This window comes from Nocardioides albus (assembly GCF_014648255.1).
GTDB lineage: Bacteria > Actinomycetota > Actinomycetes > Propionibacteriales > Nocardioidaceae > Nocardioides > Nocardioides albus.
On sequence record NZ_BMQT01000002.1, the window covers coordinates 39276 to 57554 of the forward strand.

At 69.0% G+C, this 18279-nt stretch carries 20 protein-coding genes; 15 read left to right on the forward strand and 5 right to left on the reverse strand.

Features of this window, described 5'->3' with window-relative positions; translation table 11 throughout:
- The first annotated feature begins 43 nt into the window (after positions 1 to 43).
- From IEY84_RS03500 to IEY84_RS03525, 6 genes are all read left to right on the forward strand, one after another.
- On the forward strand, positions 44 to 370 hold the full coding sequence (locus IEY84_RS03500; RefSeq protein WP_176884102.1) for a PadR family transcriptional regulator: 327 nt from the start codon (positions 44 to 46) through the stop codon (positions 368 to 370).
- Positions 367 to 1527 carry a DUF1700 domain-containing protein gene (locus tag IEY84_RS03505; protein WP_183545383.1) on the forward strand — a complete coding sequence of 387 codons (1161 nt, stop codon included), beginning with the start codon at positions 367 to 369 and terminating at the stop codon, positions 1525 to 1527. The genes IEY84_RS03500 and IEY84_RS03505 overlap by 4 nt, the downstream gene beginning before the upstream one ends.
- Before the next feature lie 300 nt (positions 1528 to 1827).
- The gene (rpsO, locus tag IEY84_RS03510; RefSeq protein ID WP_183545382.1) at positions 1828 to 2103 is read left to right on the forward strand and encodes a 30S ribosomal protein S15; all 276 of its coding nucleotides are present in this window, start codon (positions 1828 to 1830) and stop codon (positions 2101 to 2103) included.
- 136 nt (positions 2104 to 2239) lie between these two features.
- Complete coding sequence (locus IEY84_RS03515; protein ID WP_183545381.1) at positions 2240 to 3424, forward strand: molybdopterin-dependent oxidoreductase; 1185 nt, start codon at positions 2240 to 2242, stop codon at positions 3422 to 3424.
- A 263-nt stretch (positions 3425 to 3687) separates the two neighbouring features.
- Positions 3688 to 5949, forward strand: a complete 2262-nt coding sequence (locus IEY84_RS03520) for a polyribonucleotide nucleotidyltransferase (RefSeq protein ID WP_183545380.1) — start codon at positions 3688 to 3690, stop codon at positions 5947 to 5949.
- Positions 5946 to 7316, forward strand: a complete 1371-nt coding sequence (locus IEY84_RS03525) for a M16 family metallopeptidase (RefSeq protein WP_373292280.1) — start codon at positions 5946 to 5948, stop codon at positions 7314 to 7316. Before IEY84_RS03520 ends, IEY84_RS03525 begins: the two co-directional genes overlap by 4 nt.
- Positions 7317 to 7418: 102 nt before the next feature.
- Here IEY84_RS03525 and IEY84_RS03530 read toward each other — a convergent pair whose 3' ends face one another.
- Positions 7419 to 7886, reverse strand: coding sequence for a class I SAM-dependent methyltransferase (locus IEY84_RS03530; RefSeq protein ID WP_229788274.1), 468 nt, complete (start codon positions 7884 to 7886; stop codon positions 7419 to 7421).
- Positions 7887 to 8066: 180 nt separating this feature from the next.
- Here IEY84_RS03530 and dapB point away from each other — a divergent pair, with 180 nt between their 5' ends.
- A complete protein-coding gene (gene dapB, locus IEY84_RS03535; RefSeq protein WP_183545378.1) occupies positions 8067 to 8813 on the forward strand; it encodes a 4-hydroxy-tetrahydrodipicolinate reductase in 747 nt (248 codons plus the stop codon).
- Positions 8814 to 8830: 17 nt separating this feature from the next.
- Here the strand turns inward: dapB and IEY84_RS03540 are convergent, their stop codons facing one another.
- From IEY84_RS03540 to IEY84_RS03550, 3 genes are read right to left on the reverse strand one after another with little or no spacing between them, the layout of a single operon-like run.
- On the reverse strand, positions 8831 to 9484 hold the full coding sequence (locus tag IEY84_RS03540) for a GerMN domain-containing protein (protein ID WP_183545377.1): 654 nt from the start codon (positions 9482 to 9484) through the stop codon (positions 8831 to 8833).
- Complete coding sequence (locus tag IEY84_RS03545) at positions 9481 to 10872, reverse strand: sensor histidine kinase (protein WP_183545376.1); 1392 nt, start codon at positions 10870 to 10872, stop codon at positions 9481 to 9483. The genes IEY84_RS03540 and IEY84_RS03545 overlap by 4 nt, the downstream gene beginning before the upstream one ends.
- Complete coding sequence (locus IEY84_RS03550; RefSeq protein WP_183545375.1) at positions 10869 to 11600, reverse strand: response regulator transcription factor; 732 nt, start codon at positions 11598 to 11600, stop codon at positions 10869 to 10871. Before IEY84_RS03550 ends, IEY84_RS03545 begins: the two co-directional genes overlap by 4 nt.
- Before the next feature lie 115 nt (positions 11601 to 11715).
- Here IEY84_RS03550 and IEY84_RS03555 point away from each other — a divergent pair, with 115 nt between their 5' ends.
- Positions 11716 to 12060, forward strand: coding sequence for an STAS domain-containing protein (locus IEY84_RS03555; protein ID WP_183545374.1), 345 nt, complete (start codon positions 11716 to 11718; stop codon positions 12058 to 12060).
- On the forward strand, positions 12060 to 12455 hold the full coding sequence (locus IEY84_RS03560; RefSeq protein ID WP_183545373.1) for a hypothetical protein: 396 nt from the start codon (positions 12060 to 12062) through the stop codon (positions 12453 to 12455). The genes IEY84_RS03555 and IEY84_RS03560 overlap by 1 nt, the downstream gene beginning before the upstream one ends.
- On the opposite strand, the gene IEY84_RS03565 is transcribed toward IEY84_RS03560, so the two are convergent.
- Positions 12446 to 13030 carry a DUF3043 domain-containing protein gene (locus tag IEY84_RS03565; protein WP_183545372.1) on the reverse strand — a complete coding sequence of 195 codons (585 nt, stop codon included), beginning with the start codon at positions 13028 to 13030 and terminating at the stop codon, positions 12446 to 12448. The two genes, IEY84_RS03560 and IEY84_RS03565, sit on opposite strands and share 10 nt — an antisense overlap.
- Positions 13031 to 13215: 185 nt before the next feature.
- Here IEY84_RS03565 and IEY84_RS03570 point away from each other — a divergent pair, with 185 nt between their 5' ends.
- The 6 genes from IEY84_RS03570 (at position 13216) to IEY84_RS03595 (ending at position 18264) form a co-directional block, all read left to right on the forward strand.
- Positions 13216 to 13998 carry a PspA/IM30 family protein gene (locus tag IEY84_RS03570; protein WP_183545371.1) on the forward strand — a complete coding sequence of 261 codons (783 nt, stop codon included), beginning with the start codon at positions 13216 to 13218 and terminating at the stop codon, positions 13996 to 13998.
- Positions 13995 to 14273 carry a PspA-associated protein PspAA gene (pspAA, locus tag IEY84_RS03575; protein ID WP_183545370.1) on the forward strand — a complete coding sequence of 93 codons (279 nt, stop codon included), beginning with the start codon at positions 13995 to 13997 and terminating at the stop codon, positions 14271 to 14273. Before IEY84_RS03570 ends, pspAA begins: the two co-directional genes overlap by 4 nt.
- A 162-nt stretch (positions 14274 to 14435) precedes the next feature.
- Complete coding sequence (gene htpX / locus IEY84_RS03580) at positions 14436 to 15344, forward strand: zinc metalloprotease HtpX (RefSeq protein WP_183545369.1); 909 nt, start codon at positions 14436 to 14438, stop codon at positions 15342 to 15344.
- A 22-nt stretch (positions 15345 to 15366) separates the two neighbouring features.
- Positions 15367 to 15954 (forward strand): PspA-associated protein PspAB, encoded by a 588-nt coding sequence (gene pspAB, locus IEY84_RS03585; RefSeq protein ID WP_183545368.1) that lies wholly within the window; start codon positions 15367 to 15369, stop codon positions 15952 to 15954.
- Between the two features lie 112 nt (positions 15955 to 16066).
- Positions 16067 to 16792 carry a response regulator transcription factor gene (locus tag IEY84_RS03590; RefSeq protein WP_275944480.1) on the forward strand — a complete coding sequence of 242 codons (726 nt, stop codon included), beginning with the start codon at positions 16067 to 16069 and terminating at the stop codon, positions 16790 to 16792.
- The gene (locus tag IEY84_RS03595; protein WP_229788277.1) at positions 16789 to 18264 is read left to right on the forward strand and encodes a sensor histidine kinase; all 1476 of its coding nucleotides are present in this window, start codon (positions 16789 to 16791) and stop codon (positions 18262 to 18264) included. The genes IEY84_RS03590 and IEY84_RS03595 overlap by 4 nt, the downstream gene beginning before the upstream one ends.
- The last annotated feature ends 15 nt before the right edge of the window (positions 18265 to 18279 follow it).

The following is an 18279-nucleotide window of genomic DNA, read 5'->3' on the forward strand; positions in this document are numbered from 1 at the left end:
ATGCTGTAGCAAGTAGTGCGCACTGCGTAGTAGTGTGCGAAGCATGGATACCACCCAGCTGCTCAAAGGGGTGCTCGACCTGACCGTCCTGGCCGTCGTCGACGGCGAGGACGCGTACGGCTATGACATCGTCCGCAAGCTCCGCGACAGCGGGCTCACGGACGTCGGGGACGCGTCTGTCTACGGCACCCTGCGACGGCTGTACGCCGCGGGTGCCCTGACCTCCTACGTCGTGCCGTCCGAGTCCGGTCCGCACCGCAAGTACTACGGCATCACGCCTGCCGGGCAAGGCCAGCTCAAGCAACAGAGCGAGGACTGGTCCCACTTCTCCACCACTGTCACCGAGATCCTCCAAGGGGCGCGAGCATGACCAGCACAGACGCAGAGGCGAACGTCGCACCCGAGGTGCGGCTCTTCCTGGCTCAGGTACGCCGTGAGCTCGCCGATCTCGACCCGGAGGTGCTCAGCGACATCACCGACGGGCTCGAGGCCGACTTCACCGAGCTGGTCGGGGAGCGTGGTCCCGAGGCGCTCGGGGATCCGGTCGAGTACGCCAAGGAGCTCCGGGCCGCCGCCGGTATCCCGGCTGGGTCGGCGGCGCCTCGCGGTCTCGCGGAGCGGGTCGACGGGCTCCTGGATGCCGGTCACGACCGCTTCGACGCCGCAGTCGCGAAACTCGGAGAGCTGCTGCGTACGGATCTGGGGCCTGTTGTCGCCTGGCTGCAGCCGCTGTGGTGGATCGTGCGTGCCTGGGCGGCGGCCTGGCTGGTCTCGGCGATGTTCGGATGGGGCGTGTCGAGCGCTCCAGGGGTCGTGCTCCTCATCGTCGCGGTGGCGGTCAGCATGTTCATCGGCACCGGTCGTGTCTGGCCGGGTGGTGAGCGAGGGACCGGCGCGCGGGTCGTGCTCCTGGGCCTGAACATGTTCGCGGCGTTCGTGCTCTTCATGAGCTGGGCCGGCGGCGTCCTCGGGAGCAGTGCGGAGTATGACCGTGGCTGGCAGGACGGCTACAGCGAGGTGACCGGAGTGACCGGTGACGGTGAACCGATCGGTGCGCGTGAGGGCGTCTACTCCGGCGGCAAGACGGTCACCAACATCTACCCGTACGACGCCTCGGGCAAGCCGCTGACCGGGGTTCAGCTCTTCGACCAGAACGGGAAGCCGATCGACGTCGCTGTCCAGCCTGACTGCACGTCGACGGTCGCCGACCCGCTCCCTCCCGCCGTGCCAGACGAGGACGGGATCATCACCGAGCTGTGCATGGACGAGAACACGGGGGAGTCGCTGCAGGCGCGGATCTTCTACCCGTGGTCGAACGGTGCTGCGCAGCTCTACAACGTGTTCCCACTGCCCAGCCGTGTGCAACCCACTATGGATCGAGACCCGAACGCCTTCGCGAGTGATGGCGCCCCGGCGATCCAGGAGCCGCCGCTGGCGAGCGTACCCAAGGCCTCGCTACCGGGGGTCGCGACGAGCTCGCCGTCCGCCTCGCCGTCCGCCTCGCCGAGCGCTGCCGAGAAACCATGAGCTGAGGATGCAACCGGAGCCGGCTCCGCAGCGTCCTACAAGGTGACGGGAGAGTCGAGGGGGAGAGCGATGAAGTTCTGGTGGAGGTTGCGCCGGCGGGTGGCACGGCTCGTGCTCGTGGCCTGATCCGGTGGCGATTCGGGGGGTATGCCGACTCGCTGTTAATCTTCTCGGGTTGTCGGCCCATGGGGGTCGGCAGCTCAAGCCGTGAAATCGGCCGCGGATCAAGAGTGCCCCGGTGAACAGGCCCGGGCGCGCCGCGCAACGAGTTAGGCCCACGGGCCGGAAGGGAGCCTTCGCATGGCAATTGGAACTGACGCGGAGACCAAGAAGAAGATCATCGCCGAGCACGCCACGACCGAGGGTGACACCGGCTCGCCGGAGGTGCAGATCGCGCTGCTGTCGCACCGCATCTCCCACCTGACCGACCACCTCAAGGAGCACAAGCACGACCACCACAGCCGTCGTGGTCTGCTGCTGCTCGTCGGCCAGCGTCGCCGCCTTCTCAACTACCTTCAGAAGAAGGACATCGAGCGCTACCGCTCGATCATCGAGAAGCTCGGCCTTCGTCGCTGATCTGGTTCTCAACGCGTACGCAACGGGCCGTCTCCCATTCGGGAGGCGGCCCGTTCGCCGTCTCGTCACCGGGCTTCGGCGGCCGAACTTCCCGATGGTCTATGTTGAGTGAATTACTGATGTTAATCTGAGCTCCATGACGTCCCCAGGTCTGAACCGCCGCTCCTTCCTCACGGCCTCCGCGCTCGGCGCGGCCGCGGTGGGCACGACTCAGGGCGCGGGGGCGGTGGCATCCGGCGCTGCCGCAGCCGCTCCGGCGATCCTCAAGCCGCTCCCGGCCGAGCGGTTCATCGACTACGGCACCAACGCCGAGACCCGCTGGGACTCGGTCGACCCGCGTCGCTACCTGACCCCGCAGTCCGACCTGTTCGTACGCAACCACACCGCGACCCCGCAGATCGACCCTGCGTCGTACGAGCTGCGGATCTTCGGTGACGGGATGCGGGACCCGGCCGGCGTGAGACTCACCCTGGAGGAGATCAAGGCCTTCCGGCATGTCGAGACGACCTCGGTGCACGAGTGCACCGGCAACGGCCGCAGCTTCTTCGCCACCCAGCAGGGCCAGGAGGTCAGCGGCACCAGGTGGACGCTGGGTGCGGTGGGGGCCGTCCGTTGGAAGGGTGTGCGGGTCAAGGACGTCCTCACCGCCGCCGGCATCCGCCCCGACGCGGTCTCGGTGCAGGCGACCGGGCTCGACGCGAGCTATGTGGACAAGGGGGTCGACCACGGCCGGGTGCGACGCCCGTTCCCGATCGAGAAGGCCTTCGACGACGCGCTGCTGGTGTGGGGAGCCAACGGCGAGGCCCTGTTGCCCGACCACGGTTTTCCGCTGCGACTGCTGCTGCCGGGCTGGATCGGGATCGCGTCGATCAAGTGGCTGGGCTCGCTCGAGGTGTCCACGAGCGAGCTCACCTCGCCGTGGGACACGAAGTGGTACAACGTCGACGGCCCGCTCACCGTCAACCCGGTCCGCTCCGCCCTCGAGCTCGAGTGGAACGCCGAGATCCCGGCCGGTGACCGGTTCGTGCTGACCGGGCGGTCCTGGTCCGGTGCCGCGCCGATCTCCCGCGTCGAGATCAGCGTCGACGGGGGAGCGACGTGGGCGCTCGCGACCCAGCATGCCCCCGGCCGCCCCACCGGAGGCCATGGGCTCGGCTGGGCCCAGTGGGCTCACACCTGGCGCGATCCCGAGCCGGGGACGTACGAGATCCTCGTCCGGGCGGCCGATCGGGCCGGTCGCACCCAGCCGGACGCCGCCGCCCACAACCCCGGCGGCTACTTCTTCGACGCCGTCGTGCGCCACCCCGTCACAGTCGTCTGAGACACGACCCGGAAGCGGGCGCAGGCGTGCGTTCCACGTTTCGGCCGGTCGGCGGATAGGCTGGGCCGAAAGTGCTACGGCCGTTGGCCGGCGTACGAAGAAATGAACATCACCAGGAGCGGCCCGCCCGTCCGGCTCGGTCCTCGGTAGTGATTCCCAGGTCCGTCGCGAACCTGAGGGTCTCGATCGAAGACCGGCCCCGTGCACAACGAGTGCACATGCCCGGCGCGGGGGCGCTCCGAGACCTAGACAAGGACGAATCCTTGACTGAACCAGTCATCACCGCCGTCGAGACGACCATCGACAACGGCAAGTTCGGCACCCGCACCGTCAAGTTCGAGACCGGGCTGCTCGCCCGGCAGGCCGCGGGTTCCGTGACCGCCTACCTCGACGACGAGACGATGCTGCTCTCGGCGACCACCGCCTCCAAGCAGCCGAAGGACCACTTCGACTTCTTCCCGCTGACCATCGACGTCGAGGAGCGGATGTACGCCGCGGGCAAGATCCCCGGCTCGTTCTTCCGTTCCGAGGGTCGCCCGGGCGAGGACGCGATCCTCACCTGCCGCCTGATCGACCGCCCGCTGCGCCCGACCTTCAAGAAGGGTCTGCGCAACGAGGTCCAGGTCGTCATCACCGTCATGGCGCTCGACCCCGACCACCCCTACGACGTGCTTGCGATCAACGCCGCGTCGATGTCCACCCAGCTCTCCGGTCTGCCGTTCTCCGGCCCGGTCGGCGGCGTGCGCGTCGCCCTGATCGAGGGCCAGTGGGTTGCCTTCCCGACCCACAGCCAGCTCGAGAACGCCGTCTTCGACATGGTCGTCGCCGGGCGGGTCACCGACACCGGTGACGTCGCCATCATGATGGTCGAGGCCGAGTCCACCGAGCAGACCTGGGACTTGGTCGCCTCCGGTGCCCAGGCGCCGACCGAGCCGATCGTGGCCGGTGGTCTGGACGCCGCCAAGCCGTTCATCAAGCAGCTGGTCGAGGCCCAGGCCGAGCTGGCCAAGCAGGCCGCCAAGCCGGTCCAGGACTACCCGGTCTTCCTGGACTACCAGGACGACGTCTACGAGGCCGTCGAGGCGACCGTCGGCGCCGACGTCACTGACCTCTACAGCGTCAAGGGCTCGCGCGAGCGTGTCCTGAGCAAGCAGGAGCGCGAGGAGGAGGGCGACAAGATCAAGCTCGCCCTGCTCGAGAAGCTCGGCGCCCAGTTCGAGGGCCGTGAGGGCGAGATCGGCGCGGCGTACAAGGCCATCACCAAGAAGGCCATCCGCACCCAGGTCCTGCGCGATCAGGTCCGCATCGACGGTCGCGGCCTGGCCGACCTCCGTCCGCTGCACTCCGAGGTCGGCGTGATCCCGCGGGTCCACGGCTCCGCGCTCTTCGAGCGTGGCGAGACCCAGATCCTGGGTGTCACCACCCTCGACATGCTCAAGCTGGAGCAGCAGCTCGACACGCTGTCCCCCGAGAAGCACCGCCGCTACATGCACAAGTACGTCTTCCCGCCGTTCTCCACCGGTGAGACCGGCCGCGTCGGCTCGCCCAAGCGCCGCGAGGTCGGCCACGGTGCGCTCGCGCGCCGCGCGCTCCTGCCGGTGCTCCCGAGCCGCGAGGAGTTCCCCTACGCGATCCGCCAGCTCTCCGAGGCGATGGGGTCGAACGGCTCCACCTCGATGGGTTCGGTCTGCGCCTCGACGATGTCGCTGCTCAACGCCGGTGTGCCGCTGAAGGCCCCGGTCGCCGGCATCGCGATGGGTCTGATCTCCGGTGAGATCGACGGCGAGACGAAGTACGTCGCGCTCACCGACATCCTCGGTGCCGAGGACGCCTTCGGCGACATGGACTTCAAGGTCGCCGGCACCGCGGAGTTCGTGACCGCGCTGCAGCTCGACACCAAGCTCGACGGCATCCCGGCCGAGGTCCTCGCCCAGGCCCTCAACCAGGCCAAGGACGCGCGTACGACCATCCTGGACGTCATGCACGAGGCCATCGGTGGCGTCGAGGAGATGGCTCCGACCGCTCCGCGGATCATCACCGTGAAGGTCCCGGTCGACAAGATCGGCGAGCTGATCGGGCCCAAGGGCAAGGTCATCAACCAGATCCAGGACGACACCGGCGCCCAGATCTCCATCGAGGACGACGGCACGGTGCTCATCGGTGCAACCGACGGCGGCGCCGCCGAGGCCGCCCGTGCGGCGGTCAACGCGATCGCCAACCCGACCATGCCCGAGGTGGGCGAGCGCTACCTCGGCACGGTCGTGAAGACGACCAACTTCGGTGCGTTCGTCGCTCTGCTCCCGGGCAAGGACGGCCTGCTCCACATCACCAAGCTGCGCGCCCTCAACGGCGGCAAGCGGGTCGAGTCGGTGGAGGACGTCGTCGAGGTCGGCCAGAAGATCCAGGTCGAGATCGCCGAGATCGACGACCGCGGCAAGCTCTCGCTGGCCCCGGTCCTCGAGGAGGAGGCTCCTTCCGAGGAAGCTCCTGCGGAGACCGCCACCGAGGCCGCAGACGAGGAGTGACCTTGGCGTCACGCACCACCCGGGGGACCGGTCGACACGCAGGTGTCGGCCGGTCCTCCGGCTATGACCAGGAGCCCGGCACCACCGTCACGCTCGAGCAGACCGAGGTCAACGGGGCAGTGACGTCGCTGGTGCGGCGTACGGTCCATCCTTCGGGCCTGCGGATCGTGACCGAGCAGATGGCGGGGGTCCGCTCGGCCGCGATCGGCGTCTTCATCGCCGTCGGGTCCCGGGACGAGACGGCGCGTCAGCACGGCTGCTCCCACTTCCTCGAGCACCTGCTGTTCAAGGGCACCCCGTCGCGTACGGCCTTGGAGATCTCTTCCTCGCTGGATCGCGTGGGCGGGGAGTTCAACGCCTACACGGCCAAGGAGTACACGTGCTTCCACGCGCGCGTGCTCGACGACGACCTGCCGCTGGCGGTCGATGTCATGGGCGACATGCTGACCTCCTCGCTGGTCACGGAGGAGGACGTCGAGGCCGAGCGGGACGTCATCCTCGACGAGATCGCGATGCACGACGACGATCCCGACGATGTCATCCACAACCTCGTCGCCGCGCAGGCATGGGGCGCAGAGACGCCGCTCGGGCGGGGCATCGCCGGCACGGAGGAGTCGATCACCGCCCTGACACGGGCGGAGATCAACGACTTCTACCAGGCCCACTACGTGGCGCCGAGGATGGTCGTCTCGGTCGCCGGCAACGTCGACCACGACGGGGTCGTGGCGTTGGTGGAGAAGGCATTCTCCGGTTCGGGCTTCCTCGCGGCGTCCGCGGCTCCGGTGCCGCCCCGGGAGGGGTCGCCGATCGACGTCGTCCCCGGCGAGATCAGCGCCCAGCGCCCGTTGGAGCAGGTCAACGTGATCCTCGCCCGCCAAGGTCTGCAGCGCGGCGACGACCGACGCTTCGCGTTCGAGGTGGTCAACACCGCCGTCGGCGGCGCGATGTCCTCGCGGCTCTTCCAGGAGGTCCGCGAGCGCCGTGGCCTGGCCTACTCGGTCTACTCCTACGCCTACAGCCACGCCGAGACCGGGCTCTTCGGGGTCCAGGTCGGCTGCCTGCCGGCCAAGCTCGACGAGGTGCTCGAGGTCGTACGCTCCGAGCTGGCCGCCGTCGCCCGCGACGGCATCACCGCCGAGGAGCTCGAGCTCGGCAAGGGGCAGCTGCGCGGAGGTCTCGTGCTCGGTCTGGAGGACTCGGCCTCCCGGATGTCCCGCATCGGCCGTGCCGAGCTGGTCCATCGCGAGCTCTACTCGATCGACGAGGTCCTCGCCCGTATCGACGCGGTCACGTTGGAGGAGTGCCGCGAGGTCGCGGCCGAAATTCTGACTCGCCCGGAGATCCTGGCCGTGGTGGGCCCTGCCTGACCCAAAGGTCGCCGAGACGTCGATTTTTGACGCCGAATTGACCATTCGACGTCAGAAATCGACGCTTCGACGTCAGAAAGTGACGTCTCGGCGTGGTCTGGGTCAGCGTTTGCCGATGATCCCGACGGCGGCGGGGACCTTGGAGTCGACGATGGAGACGCGGAAGCCGGCGTCGGCCAGGGCCTTGCTCGCCTTCTCGACGATCTCGGGGACCTGCTCGCGCTGGGTGGCCTCGTAGAAGAGGTTGACGGTGCCGCCGGGGAGCACGCGCTCGTGGAGCAGTGCGATCTCGGCGGATGCGTCCCGCACCCAGAACAGGTTGACGTTGAACGCGAACACCTTCGTCAGCCGCTTGACCGGCACCCGCAGCGTTGCGAGGTCGATCTGACGGACCGTGAGGCGTCCAGCCTCCAGGTATTTCGCGCAGCGTCGCTTCGTACGATCGACACCCGACTCCGAGCGGTCGATCGCAAATAGTTTTCCGGTCTCCAGCCGGCTACAGATCAGCTCGGCACCAGCCCCCGGGCCACAGCCGATCTCAAGGACATGATCGTTCGGTTGAATGTCCATGAAATCAACGGCCCAACGGATCCGAGCAGGGATCGTCTGCACCACCATGGGTCCAAGACTGCCAGATCCTCCTACGGTTCTGTGCACAGGCCCTTCGACAAGCTCGGTAACAGTGCTCGCAAGTTGTTCACCCGGATAGTGGTGGATCGTTGCTGGAGCGTGATCTATAGGGTTGCGGGCATGACTAAGGTGGCTGTTCTCGGTGCGGGTGGCAAGCTCGGTTCGGCGGTCTGCGAGGCCGTCGAGTCCGCGGACGATCTGGAGCTCGTGGCCAGGATCGGGCGCGGTGACGAGCTGTCGGCGATCACCGATGCCGGTGCCGAGGTGGCCGTCGACGTCACCACGCTCGAGGCTGTGATGGGCAACGCGGAGTTCTGTCTGTCCCACGGTGTGCACACGGTGATCGGCACCTCGGGCTTCGGGCCCGACCGCGTCGAGCAGCTCGAGACCTGGCTGGCGAAGGCTCCCGGCGTCGGCGCGATGGTGGTGCCGAACTTCTCGGTCGGCGCGGTGCTGATGATGCGGTTCGCCGAGCTCGCGGCCGCCCACTTCCCCTCGGTGGAGATCGTCGAGACCCACCACGAGCGGAAGGCCGACGCTCCTTCGGGTACGGCCCGCAGGACTGCTGAGCTCGTCGCTGCGGCGCGTCGGGAGGCTGGGGTGGGCCCGGCGCCCGACGCGACCACCTCGGCCCTCGACGGGGCCCGTGGGGCTGCTGTGGAGGGCATCCCGGTCCACTCGCTGCGGATGTCCGGCTCGGTCGCCCACCAAGAGGTCGTCCTCGGCGGCATCGGCGAGCTTCTGACGATCCGCCACGACTCGCTCTCGCACGCCTCCTTCGCCCACGGCGTCCTCGCCGCGATCCGCGGCATCGGCTCGCGACCGGGCCTCACGATCGGCCTCGAGGACGTCCTCGGAATCGGCTGAGTCGCCCGGGCAGGATCTCAGCCGGGGCACAGGTGCCGGCGTCGCAGCCGTTCGTCCTTGGCCGGCTCGCTCGGGTCGGCCAGCAGGCTGCGGTAGTCGTCGTGGCGCAACGGCCCGTCGGCGAGCTCGCCCGAGGACCGCGGCACCTGCAGCGGCTCGGCGTCGTACTCCATCTTCACCTGGTCCACGCCGGGGATCGAGGTCAGCGACAGGACCGTCTGTGCGGTGGCGAGCACCACCCGGTTGGTGGCGATCGTGTCGTCGGTGGAGACGCGGAGGTGCGCGGTGCGGTCCTCGATCGCCACGATCTCGAGCCACCCTTCGGGCGGCAGGGCGGTCCCCAGGCCCGAACCCAGGTCGACCTCCGAGGGACCGTCGCCGAGCTGGTCGAGGATGTTCTCCGCGACCCCGGCCACCGTCTTGGAGCAGAAGCTCGACGTGGGGCGGCTGACGAGACGGTCCTCGCCGTCGATCCAGTAGAGCCGCGGCCCGGGGGCACCGAGTGCTGTGCCCGGAGCGACGGCGGCGTCGTCGTCGTCGAGCAGGTGGTAGGGGACCTCAGCGGGATCGACGGTCCGCACCTCGTCGTCGACCGGGACCCCGCACGCGGCAGCGCCGACCAGCAGCAGGCCCACGACGACCGCTGCCCACGGCGTCCGCATGGTCCTCATGTCACCTCCCGGCCCGAGACGGTCCGCGCCGTCGGTGCGAGAGGGAGCGAGAGCACGAAGTCGGCGCCCCTCGGGGCGGCATCACGACACCAGACCGAGCCGTCGTGCAGCTGGGCGGTCCGCTCCACGATGCTCAGGCCGAGACCGCTCCCGGTGGTCGCGCCGCGTGCCCCCATCCGGGCGAACCGGTCGAAGATGTGCTCGCGCGCATCGACGGGAACGCCGGGCCCGGAGTCCGCGACGTGGATCTCGGCGTAGCCTCGGCGCGCCGTGGCACGCACCGAGGTGAGGCCGCCTCCGTGGGTCTGGGCGTTGCGGACCAGGTTGGCCAGGGCTCGGTGGAGCTGGAGCCGGTCGCCGTAGATCTGGAGATCGCCGGGCACGTCGATGGCGACGTCGTCGCCGATGCCGTTGTCCGCAAGAGTCGCGGTGATGAGGTCGGCGACGCTCAGCACCTCCCAGTCCGACTCCCGCACGCCCGCATCGAGGCGTCCCAGCGCGATCAGGTCCTCGAGCGCCCCGCGGAACCGCTCCAGCTCCCCCGCCATCAGCTCCACCGCGGTCGCGGAGCTGGGGGAGAGGTGCTTGTCGCCCTGCAGAACACCGAGGCTGGTGGTCAGGGTGGCCACCGGCGTACGCAGCTCGTGGCTGACGTCGGCCGCGAAGCGGGCGTCGTGGTCGAGGCGTTCGACCACGGTGTCGACCATGGTGTTGAAGGACCCGGTCAGGGTCGAGAGGTCGGGGTCGTCCGTCGCCTCGACGCGGGTGTCGAGCTCGCCGGCGGAGATCCGGGCGGCAGCCAGGGCGACCTGGCGCAGTGGCCGCAGGACCCGCCTGGCCGCGTACCAGCCGAGCACGCCGCCGGAGATGGTGGTGACCGCCGCCGAGATGGCGAGCGCATAGCCCATGGTGTCGAGGGTCTGGCTGAGCTCCTTGGCGTAGGTGACCTCGTAGTAGTCGGCGCCCACCCCCTCGAGAGGGATCCCGACGACGATGTTGGGCCGGTCGCCGGTATCGGTCCAGGTCAGGGCGACGTCTCCGGCTCCTACGCTCGAGGCGACGTCGCTGGTGGCGTCATGGACCTGGGTGGTGAGGTCGGAGGAGTACCACTGGCCGTCCTTGTGGACGAGCACCGTGGTGCGGCTCGGCTGAGCGATCTCGGCGAGGACCTCGGCGACGTTCACGCCGTTCGTACGCAGACGCTCCTTGACCAGGGCGGCATCGATGTAGGCCTGCTGCAGTGCGTTGCGTTCACGCTGCGCGATCAGGTAGTGACGTGCCGAGAAGTAGGTGCTGAAGGCGAGGATCATGCTGATCAGCAGCGCTCCCGCCGCGAACGCCGCCACGACGTTGGCGCGGAGACCCCGCCGGCTCGGTCTCCGGCTCATCGCGGATCCAGCCGGTAGCCCAGTCCACGGACCGTCGAGATGACGCCACCAGCCTCGGGGCCGGTGTCGACCTTGTTGCGCAGGCGGCTGACGTGGACGTCGACCACCCGGACGTCGCCGTGATGGCCCTCCGGCCACATCTGGTTGACCAGGTTCTCGCGGGTCATCACCCGGCCGGGGCTGTTCGTCAGCGCGAGCAGGAGCTTGAACTCCGTGCTGGTCAGGTGGAGGTCCTCGGCACCCCGGCGGAGGGTCGCCGCCGCCGGGTCGAAGACCAGCGGTCCGTCGGTCGAGTCGAGGACGATGCCGTTGGGGGCGTAGCCGCCTTGAGCCGGGACGAGGGGGAAGTCCGGGCGCCGCAGCGCGGCCCGGATCCGAGCCCTGACCTCGGCCACGTCGAACGGTTTGCGCACGTAGTCGTCGGCTCCCGCCTCGAGCGCGGTGACCACGTCCTTGGCGCCGTCGCGTGCGCTGATCACGATGATCGGGGCGGTCGTGCGCGGACGTACGCTCCGGATGAACGTGAACCCGTCGATGCCGCCGAGCATCAGATCGACGAGCATCACGTCGAAGGGCTCGTCGGCATCGAGATCGAGAGCGACCTCGGCGTCGTCGGCTTCGCCGACCGCGTAGCCCTCCTGCTCGAGAAAGAGCCGGAGGGACGTACGCAGCCCGTAGTCGTCCTCCAGGATGAGCACTCGCTTGGCTGCCTCTTGCACGTCTCGCATCGTCTCACTCGATCGGCCGCGACACAGAGCCGTCGCGGTCTGCCGGCTGGAAGTGACACGAAACTGACATGAAACTGCGAAAGGACCTCCACACCCGCTGGGCAGGGTGGTCGGCATGAGCGAGGTTGAGTTCTACCCGGTGGACGAGACCGTCGTCGTCCCGTTCTCGGACGCGACCTGCCTGCGGGCGATCCACAACCTGCGCTGGCGGCTGGCGGAGATGCTCGCGGGCGGTCCCGAGGCGGTCGTCGTCGACCTGGCGGGCCTCACCGGCTTCTCCTCGACGACCGTCGCCGCGCTGCTGTGGGCCAAGCGCCGCTGCGGGACGCGGGGTGTGCCGCTCCGTCTCCGCAATGCCGATCCGGCGCTCGCCGGCCAGCTCCGCAGAGCCGGCCTCGACACCATCTGGGACATCCAGACGGCACCGGCCTCCCCTTCCCCCAACCGAAAGGTCAACTGATGAGTAACCACGTCCACGAGACAGACCGCGAGCAGACCCTCGAGCTGCTGACGCCGGACCAGGCGATGAGCCAGGTACGGGCGTGGACCGACTCGCGGGTCGTCGGCGACCGGGCCGCGAACCGGCTCGAGGTCCTCGCCGCGTTCGGGGTCCATGTGGCCATCTCGAACCTTCCCGGCGAGATCTGGGTGAAGCTGGCGTGGCGTACGCCGACCCGGGTCGAGCTCTCGACGATCTGGACGCTCACCTCGATGCCGGCGGCCGCTCCGGAGCCCTATGTCGCCGAGAAGCTCACCGACCTGGCCGGTTCATGGAGCTTCCAGGAGCGGGTCGGCGGCGCCAGCCTCGTCTGCGAGGTCGAGGACGCTCCCGGCTCCGGTGAGGCTCAGCGGTAGTCGTCGGGGAGCTGGGTGCCGATCTTGACCTGCGGCTTGGGCATCCGCAGGGGTCGGATCTGGATGGCCCGCATGATCGCGTAGTAGGTCGTGCCCTTGAGATCGTTGTCGGGGAAGCGGCGCTTGAGCTCCTTGCGGAGCAGGAAGCGCAGCGCGATCAGGTTGATGATCACGGTGGCCATCACGACGAGGGTGAAGAGCTGGGAGTACATCGCCAGCTGGACGCTGATGTAGGGCACCACCAGCGCGATGATCAGCACGGGGAGCACGATCTCGGCGAAGGTGAACCGGGCGTCGATCCAGTCGCGGATGAAGCGCTTGACCGGGCCCTTGTCGCGCAGCGGCAGGTAGCGCTCGTCGCCGGTCTTCATCGCCTGGCGCATCTTGTCGCCCTGCTCGGCGCGCTGGGCGCGGTTGGCGGCGTTGATCTCCTTGCGCGTACGCGGCTGCTTGAGGCGCGCCTTGCGAGCCGCCTCCGCTTCCTTGCGTGACGGGGTCGGACGACCCTTGCCGGTCTCTTTGACCGGGTTCTCGGGCTCGACGACCTGCTGGGCGGGGGACTTGCGACCGAACAACTTAAGGGACCTCTTACTGTTGGCTGGGACACATACAGGATATCCCGAGGGACCCGGACAGCGAGTTTTGTGGACCCGGCCTAGGGTGAGAGGCAACACTTGACCTAGGACGACGAGAGTCCAGCGGCAAGCGACGACGCGTGGCGGCCGGCGGTCGGCTGCATATGAGAGGCGTAAGGGAAGCGATGAGTGTGATGAAGCGGCTGAGCCTGGTCTTCAAGGCGAAGGCAAATAAGGCGCTCGACAAGGCCGAGGACCCACGGGAGGTGCTCGACTACAGCTACCAGAAGCAGCTTCAGATGCTGCAGCAGGTGCGCCGCGGCGTCGCGGACGTCGCGACCAGCCGCAAGCGCGTCGAGCTGCAGATCAACGGGCTCAAGCAGCAGTCCGACAAGCTCACCCAGCAGGCCCAGAAGGCCATCGAGATGAACCGCGAGGATCTGGCCCGCGAGGCGCTGACCCGCAAGTCCGGTCTCACTCAGCAGATGAACGACCTCAACACCCAGCTCGCCACCCTTCAGGGCGAGGAGGAGAAGCTCACCCTCGCCCAGCAGCGCCTGCAGGCCAAGGTGGAGTCCTTCCGCACCAAGAAGGAGACCATCAAGGCGACCTACACCGCCGCCGAGGCGCAGACCCGGATCAACGAGGCGATCTCCGGCATCGGCGAGGAGATGGGCGACGTCGGCATGGCCATGCAGCGTGCCGAGGACAAGACCCTGGAGATGCAGGCTCGTGCCGGCGCCGTCGACGAGCTGCTCGCCTCCGGCGCCCTCGACGACCTCACCGCCGGTCCCACCGACGACATCACCCGCCAGCTCGACGCGCTCAGCTCCACCAGCGACGTCGAGGCCGAGCTCGCCGCGCTCAAGGGACTCAGCTCCCCGCAGCAGACGCAGGCGCTGCCCGGTGCCGACAGCAGCTCGCCGGTCATCGACGTGGACTCGACCGAGAAGAAGGCGGAGCAGTGATCGTTCGCATCCTCGGTGAGGGGCAGTACGACCTCGACGCCGGCGCGGTCGACAAGCTCAACGAGCTCGACGCGGCCGTCGAGGCTGCCTGCAAGGGCACCGACGAGGCCGTCTTCGACGCGGCTCTGGCTGCGCTGCTCGACGGCGTACGTTCGATGGGCACCGCCCACCCGGTCGACGCGATCGACTCCTCCGACCTGATCCTTCCCGGTCCCGGCTCCACGCTCGCCGAGGTCTCCGAGATGCTCGGCGACGAGGGTCTCATCCCCGGTTAAGAGCATGCCTGCCAACCCGGACACCGGCTGCGCGACGCCCATCGCGCGCCCTGGCGGCGTTGCCGCCGCTCGACGTGCGTCCAGCATGCCTTCGCGGCGGCGCCTTGCCAGGCCACGCGCTGGACGCCGCTCGCTCGGCGCCGAGTTGGCAGGCATGCTCTGATGTCCCGCTTCCAGGGTGATGCCGGGCTGACCGCCCGGATGACCACGGTGATGTTCCTGCTCGGCGCGCTGTTCGTCGGGCTCATCGTGGCGCTGATGTTCGTGATGCCGGCGCAGTGGGCGCCGATCATCGGCATCGTCGGGCTCGGCATCGCCTGGTGGCAGTGGTACGCCTCCGACACCCTCGCGATGAAGGCCATGGGCGCGCGCGAGGTGTCGGCCCAGGAGGCGCCCGAGCTGCACGCGATGATCGACCGGCTGTGCACCCTGGCCGACATGCCGAAGCCACGGGTCGGGATCGCCCACACCGACATGCCCAACGCCTTTGCCACCGGTCGCTCTCCCAAGCGTTCCGCGGTCGTGGTGACCACCGGCATCATGCAACGGTTGAGTGCCGAGGAGCTGGAGGGCGTGCTCGCCCACGAGCTCTCCCATGTCGCCCACCGCGACGTGCTCGTGATGACGGTCGCCTCCTCGGCCGGCATCGTCGCCGGGATGCTGGGGCGGGGTTCCCAGTTCGGTGCGTACGCAGGTGGTGGCCGCCGCGACAACAACAACGGCCTCCCGGTGTGGCTGGTGGTGATGCTGGTGTCGCTGGTGGTCTACGCGGTGTCGTGGCTGCTGCTGCGGATGCTGTCGCGCTACCGCGAGCTGGCCGCAGACCGCGCCGGCGCGCACCTGACCATGAAGCCGGGCGCGCTGGCCAGCGCGCTGCAGAAGATCACCGGTGACATCTCCGCGATCCCGAGCCGGGACCTGCGGTCCTCGCAGGCGATGAACGCGTTCTTCATCGCGCCGGCGATCAGCGGCCAGTCGCTGCGTACGCTGACCTCGACGCACCCCTCGCTGGAACAGCGTCTGGAGCAGCTCGCCCGGATCGAGGCCGAGCTCAGCCGCCCTGCGCAGTAACGACGTGGCGTAAGGTCGGCGCGTGGGTTTCTGGGACGTCATCACGGGTCGTACGCGACCGAAGCAGGCCAACCTCGACGCGCTTTTCGCGGTGCCGACCGCCGCGCTCACCATGCAGACCTCGCTCGGGCTGGTCCCGACCGGTGACGGGGCGGTCTGCTACCGAGCCGCGGCCGGGGCGGGGTTCGCCAGCACGCAGGACGACGTCGTCGAGCTGCTGGGTGCCTCCGAGGCCGCCCCGAAGGTGACCACCAGCGTCGACGAGTTCGGCTTCACCTGGCTCAGCGTCGACCACGAGGCCCTGGACCCGGCAAACCCCGACATCACCGGGCTGGTGACCGATCTCCACGCGGTCAACACCACCTTGGAGATGAACGGCTTCGGGCCGGGGTTGCTGTGCTCGCTGATCGGCTTCGAAGGCGCCGACGGCCGCAGCGTGGGCCTGATCTACCTCTACAAGCAAGGCACCTTCTACCCGTTCGTCCCGACCGGCCCGCAGCAGCGCGACAACCTCCTCGAGATCAACGTCCGCACCGCGATCGAGGGTGATCTCCCGGTCGAGAAGGATCTTTCCCGCTGGCTCGCGGTCTGGGGCGCCCCCGGGCTCTGAGGCCCGTCCGGGCCCGACGGCGGGCCTGCGCACGGCGGCGCGTCGGGGACGGCATCGACACGCCATAGTGGTTTCACAAGCAACACACAGCAAACCGCCGCATGATGGAGCCATGACTGCTGGAGCACAGGACCTGACCCGTCCCGACGGGTCGCCGCTGCGGGTGCTCGTCGTCGACGACGAGGTGAACATCGCTGAGCTGATCGCGATGGCGCTGCGGTTCGAGGGTTGGGAGGTCACCATGGCCCACTCCGGCTCCAAGGCCGTCAGCGCCGCTAAGGAGACCGGCCCCGACGCGATCGTGCTCGACTGGATGCTGCCCGACTTCGACGGGCTCGAGGTCCTGCGCCGCGTACGCAGCACCAACCCGGTCGTACCCGTCCTCTTCCTCACCGCCAAAGATGCGGTGGAGGACCGGGTCGCCGGCCTGACCGCGGGTGGTGACGACTACGTGACCAAGCCGTTCTCTCTCGAGGAGCTCGTCGCGCGGCTGCGCGGCCTGATGCGCCGGGCCGGGGCGGCCCGGGTCGAGGAGCACTCGGTGATCCGCGTCGGCGACCTGACGATGGACGAGGACTCGCGGGAGGTGCACCGCGCGGGAGAGGAGATCACGCTCACCGCGACCGAGTTCGAGCTGCTCCGCTACCTGATGCGCAATCCGCGCCGGGTCCTCTCGAAGGCCCAGATCCTCGACCGGGTCTGGTCCTACGACTTCGGTGGCCAGGCCAATGTCGTCGAGCTCTACATCTCCTACCTGCGCAAGAAGATCGATGCCGGCCGCAAGCCGATGATCCACACGATGCGGGGCGCGGGCTACGTGCTGAAGGCCGCTGAGTGATCAGCCGGCAGAGCCAGCTGGGCCGACTGGGCCGACTCGTCGCGCCGCTCACCTCGCGCCTGGTCATCACCGCGGTCTCCCTGGTCCTGGTCGTCTCGCTGCTGATCGCGACAGTCGCCACGATCGCGCTGCGCGAGACCTTGCTCGACCGCCTCGACCGGGACGTACGCGACATGGCTCGTGGCGTCGCCGGATCAGGATCGGGCATCCGGCTGAACCTGGCCCCGAACTCCGTCTTCGCGGAGATCCCGGAGGACGGTCCCGCCCAGGGCACCCTCGGTGACTTCGACCCGGACGAGCTCGAGCCGCTCACCGCCGACGACCTCGCGGTGCTGCGGGAGGTGAGGGTCGATGCCCGGCCCCATGACGTCGAGCTGCCCCACCACGGCACCTACCGGGTGATCGCCCAGGCGGCCGTGAACACGAGCACGGGACAGACGATCGTCGTCGTCACCGGTCACTCGACCGCAGAGGTCGAGAAGACCATCGGGAGCCTGATCTTCTGGGAGGTGCTGCTGACCCTGCTGGGCGTCGTGGCCGCCGCGGGCGTCGGCTACGTCGTCGTACGCCGCCAGCTCAGCCCGCTGCGAGAGGTGGCCGCCACCGCGCACGCGGTCGCCGGACTGCCGATGTCCTCGGGCGAGGTCTCGGTGACCGAACGGGTCCCCGAGCGGCTCACCGACGAGGACACCGAGGTCGGTCAGGTCGGGGCCGCGCTCAACTCGCTGCTCGACCACGTGGAGACCTCCCTGGCCGAACGCCACCGCAGCGAGCAGCAGGTGCGTCAGTTCGTCGCCGACGCCTCCCACGAGCTGCGTACGCCGCTGACCACCATCCGCGGCTACACCGAGCTCGCCCAGCAGCGGCCCGAAGCGGTCCCGATGGCGCTCGGCAAGGTGGAGGAGGAGTCGCTGCGGATGACCACGCTGGTCGAGGATCTGCTCCTGCTCGCCCGCCTCGACCAGGGCCGGCCGCTCGCCCGAGAACCCGTCGACCTGACCAGGTTGCTCCTCGAGGCCGTCGACGACGCCCGGGTCGTCGCCCCGTCGCACAGCTGGCGGCTCGAGCTGCCGGCCGACGTCGACGCCGACTCCGATGCCGACTCCGATGCCGACTCCGATGCCGTCGAGGTGATCGTCACCGGAGACGACCAGCGACTCCACCAGGTGATCAGCAACCTGCTCACCAACGAGCGCCGACACACGCCCGCCGGCACCACGGTCACCGTCCGCGTACGTCCCGACGGGTTCGACGTCCACGACGACGGGCCCGGCTTCCCGCCGGACCTCGTCCCGCGGGCCTTCGAGCGCTTCACCCGCGCCGACGAGGCCCGTCAGCGCGACGGCGGTGCCGGCCTCGGGCTGGCCCTGGTCCACGCCATCGTCTCCGCCCACGGCGGCACGGTGACCCTCGAGAGCGCACCCGGCGACACCACCATCGCCGTACGTCTCCCGCGCTCCTCCGAGGGGTGAGGTGGGGTTTTCCCT

Excerpts from the sequence above, each read along its gene's own strand:
- IEY84_RS03500 (WP_176884102.1), top strand. The coding sequence starts at position 44 with ATGGATACCACCCAGCTGCTCAAAGGGGTGCTCGACCTGACCGTCCTG.
- IEY84_RS03505 (WP_183545383.1), top strand. The coding sequence starts at position 367 with ATGACCAGCACAGACGCAGAGGCGAACGTCGCACCCGAGGTGCGGCTC.
- rpsO (WP_183545382.1), top strand. The coding sequence starts at position 1,828 with ATGGCAATTGGAACTGACGCGGAGACCAAGAAGAAGATCATCGCCGAG.
- IEY84_RS03515 (WP_183545381.1), top strand. The coding sequence starts at position 2,240 with ATGACGTCCCCAGGTCTGAACCGCCGCTCCTTCCTCACGGCCTCCGCG.
- IEY84_RS03530 (WP_229788274.1), bottom strand. The coding sequence starts at position 7,886 with ATGGACATTCAACCGAACGATCATGTCCTTGAGATCGGCTGTGGCCCG.
- dapB (WP_183545378.1), top strand. The coding sequence starts at position 8,067 with ATGACTAAGGTGGCTGTTCTCGGTGCGGGTGGCAAGCTCGGTTCGGCG.
- IEY84_RS03540 (WP_183545377.1), bottom strand. The coding sequence starts at position 9,484 with ATGAGGACCATGCGGACGCCGTGGGCAGCGGTCGTCGTGGGCCTGCTG.
- IEY84_RS03545 (WP_183545376.1), bottom strand. The coding sequence starts at position 10,872 with ATGAGCCGGAGACCGAGCCGGCGGGGTCTCCGCGCCAACGTCGTGGCG.
- IEY84_RS03550 (WP_183545375.1), bottom strand. The coding sequence starts at position 11,600 with ATGCGAGACGTGCAAGAGGCAGCCAAGCGAGTGCTCATCCTGGAGGAC.
- IEY84_RS03555 (WP_183545374.1), top strand. The coding sequence starts at position 11,716 with ATGAGCGAGGTTGAGTTCTACCCGGTGGACGAGACCGTCGTCGTCCCG.
- IEY84_RS03560 (WP_183545373.1), top strand. The coding sequence starts at position 12,060 with ATGAGTAACCACGTCCACGAGACAGACCGCGAGCAGACCCTCGAGCTG.
- IEY84_RS03570 (WP_183545371.1), top strand. The coding sequence starts at position 13,216 with ATGAGTGTGATGAAGCGGCTGAGCCTGGTCTTCAAGGCGAAGGCAAAT.
- htpX (WP_183545369.1), top strand. The coding sequence starts at position 14,436 with ATGTCCCGCTTCCAGGGTGATGCCGGGCTGACCGCCCGGATGACCACG.
- IEY84_RS03590 (WP_275944480.1), top strand. The coding sequence starts at position 16,067 with ATGACTGCTGGAGCACAGGACCTGACCCGTCCCGACGGGTCGCCGCTG.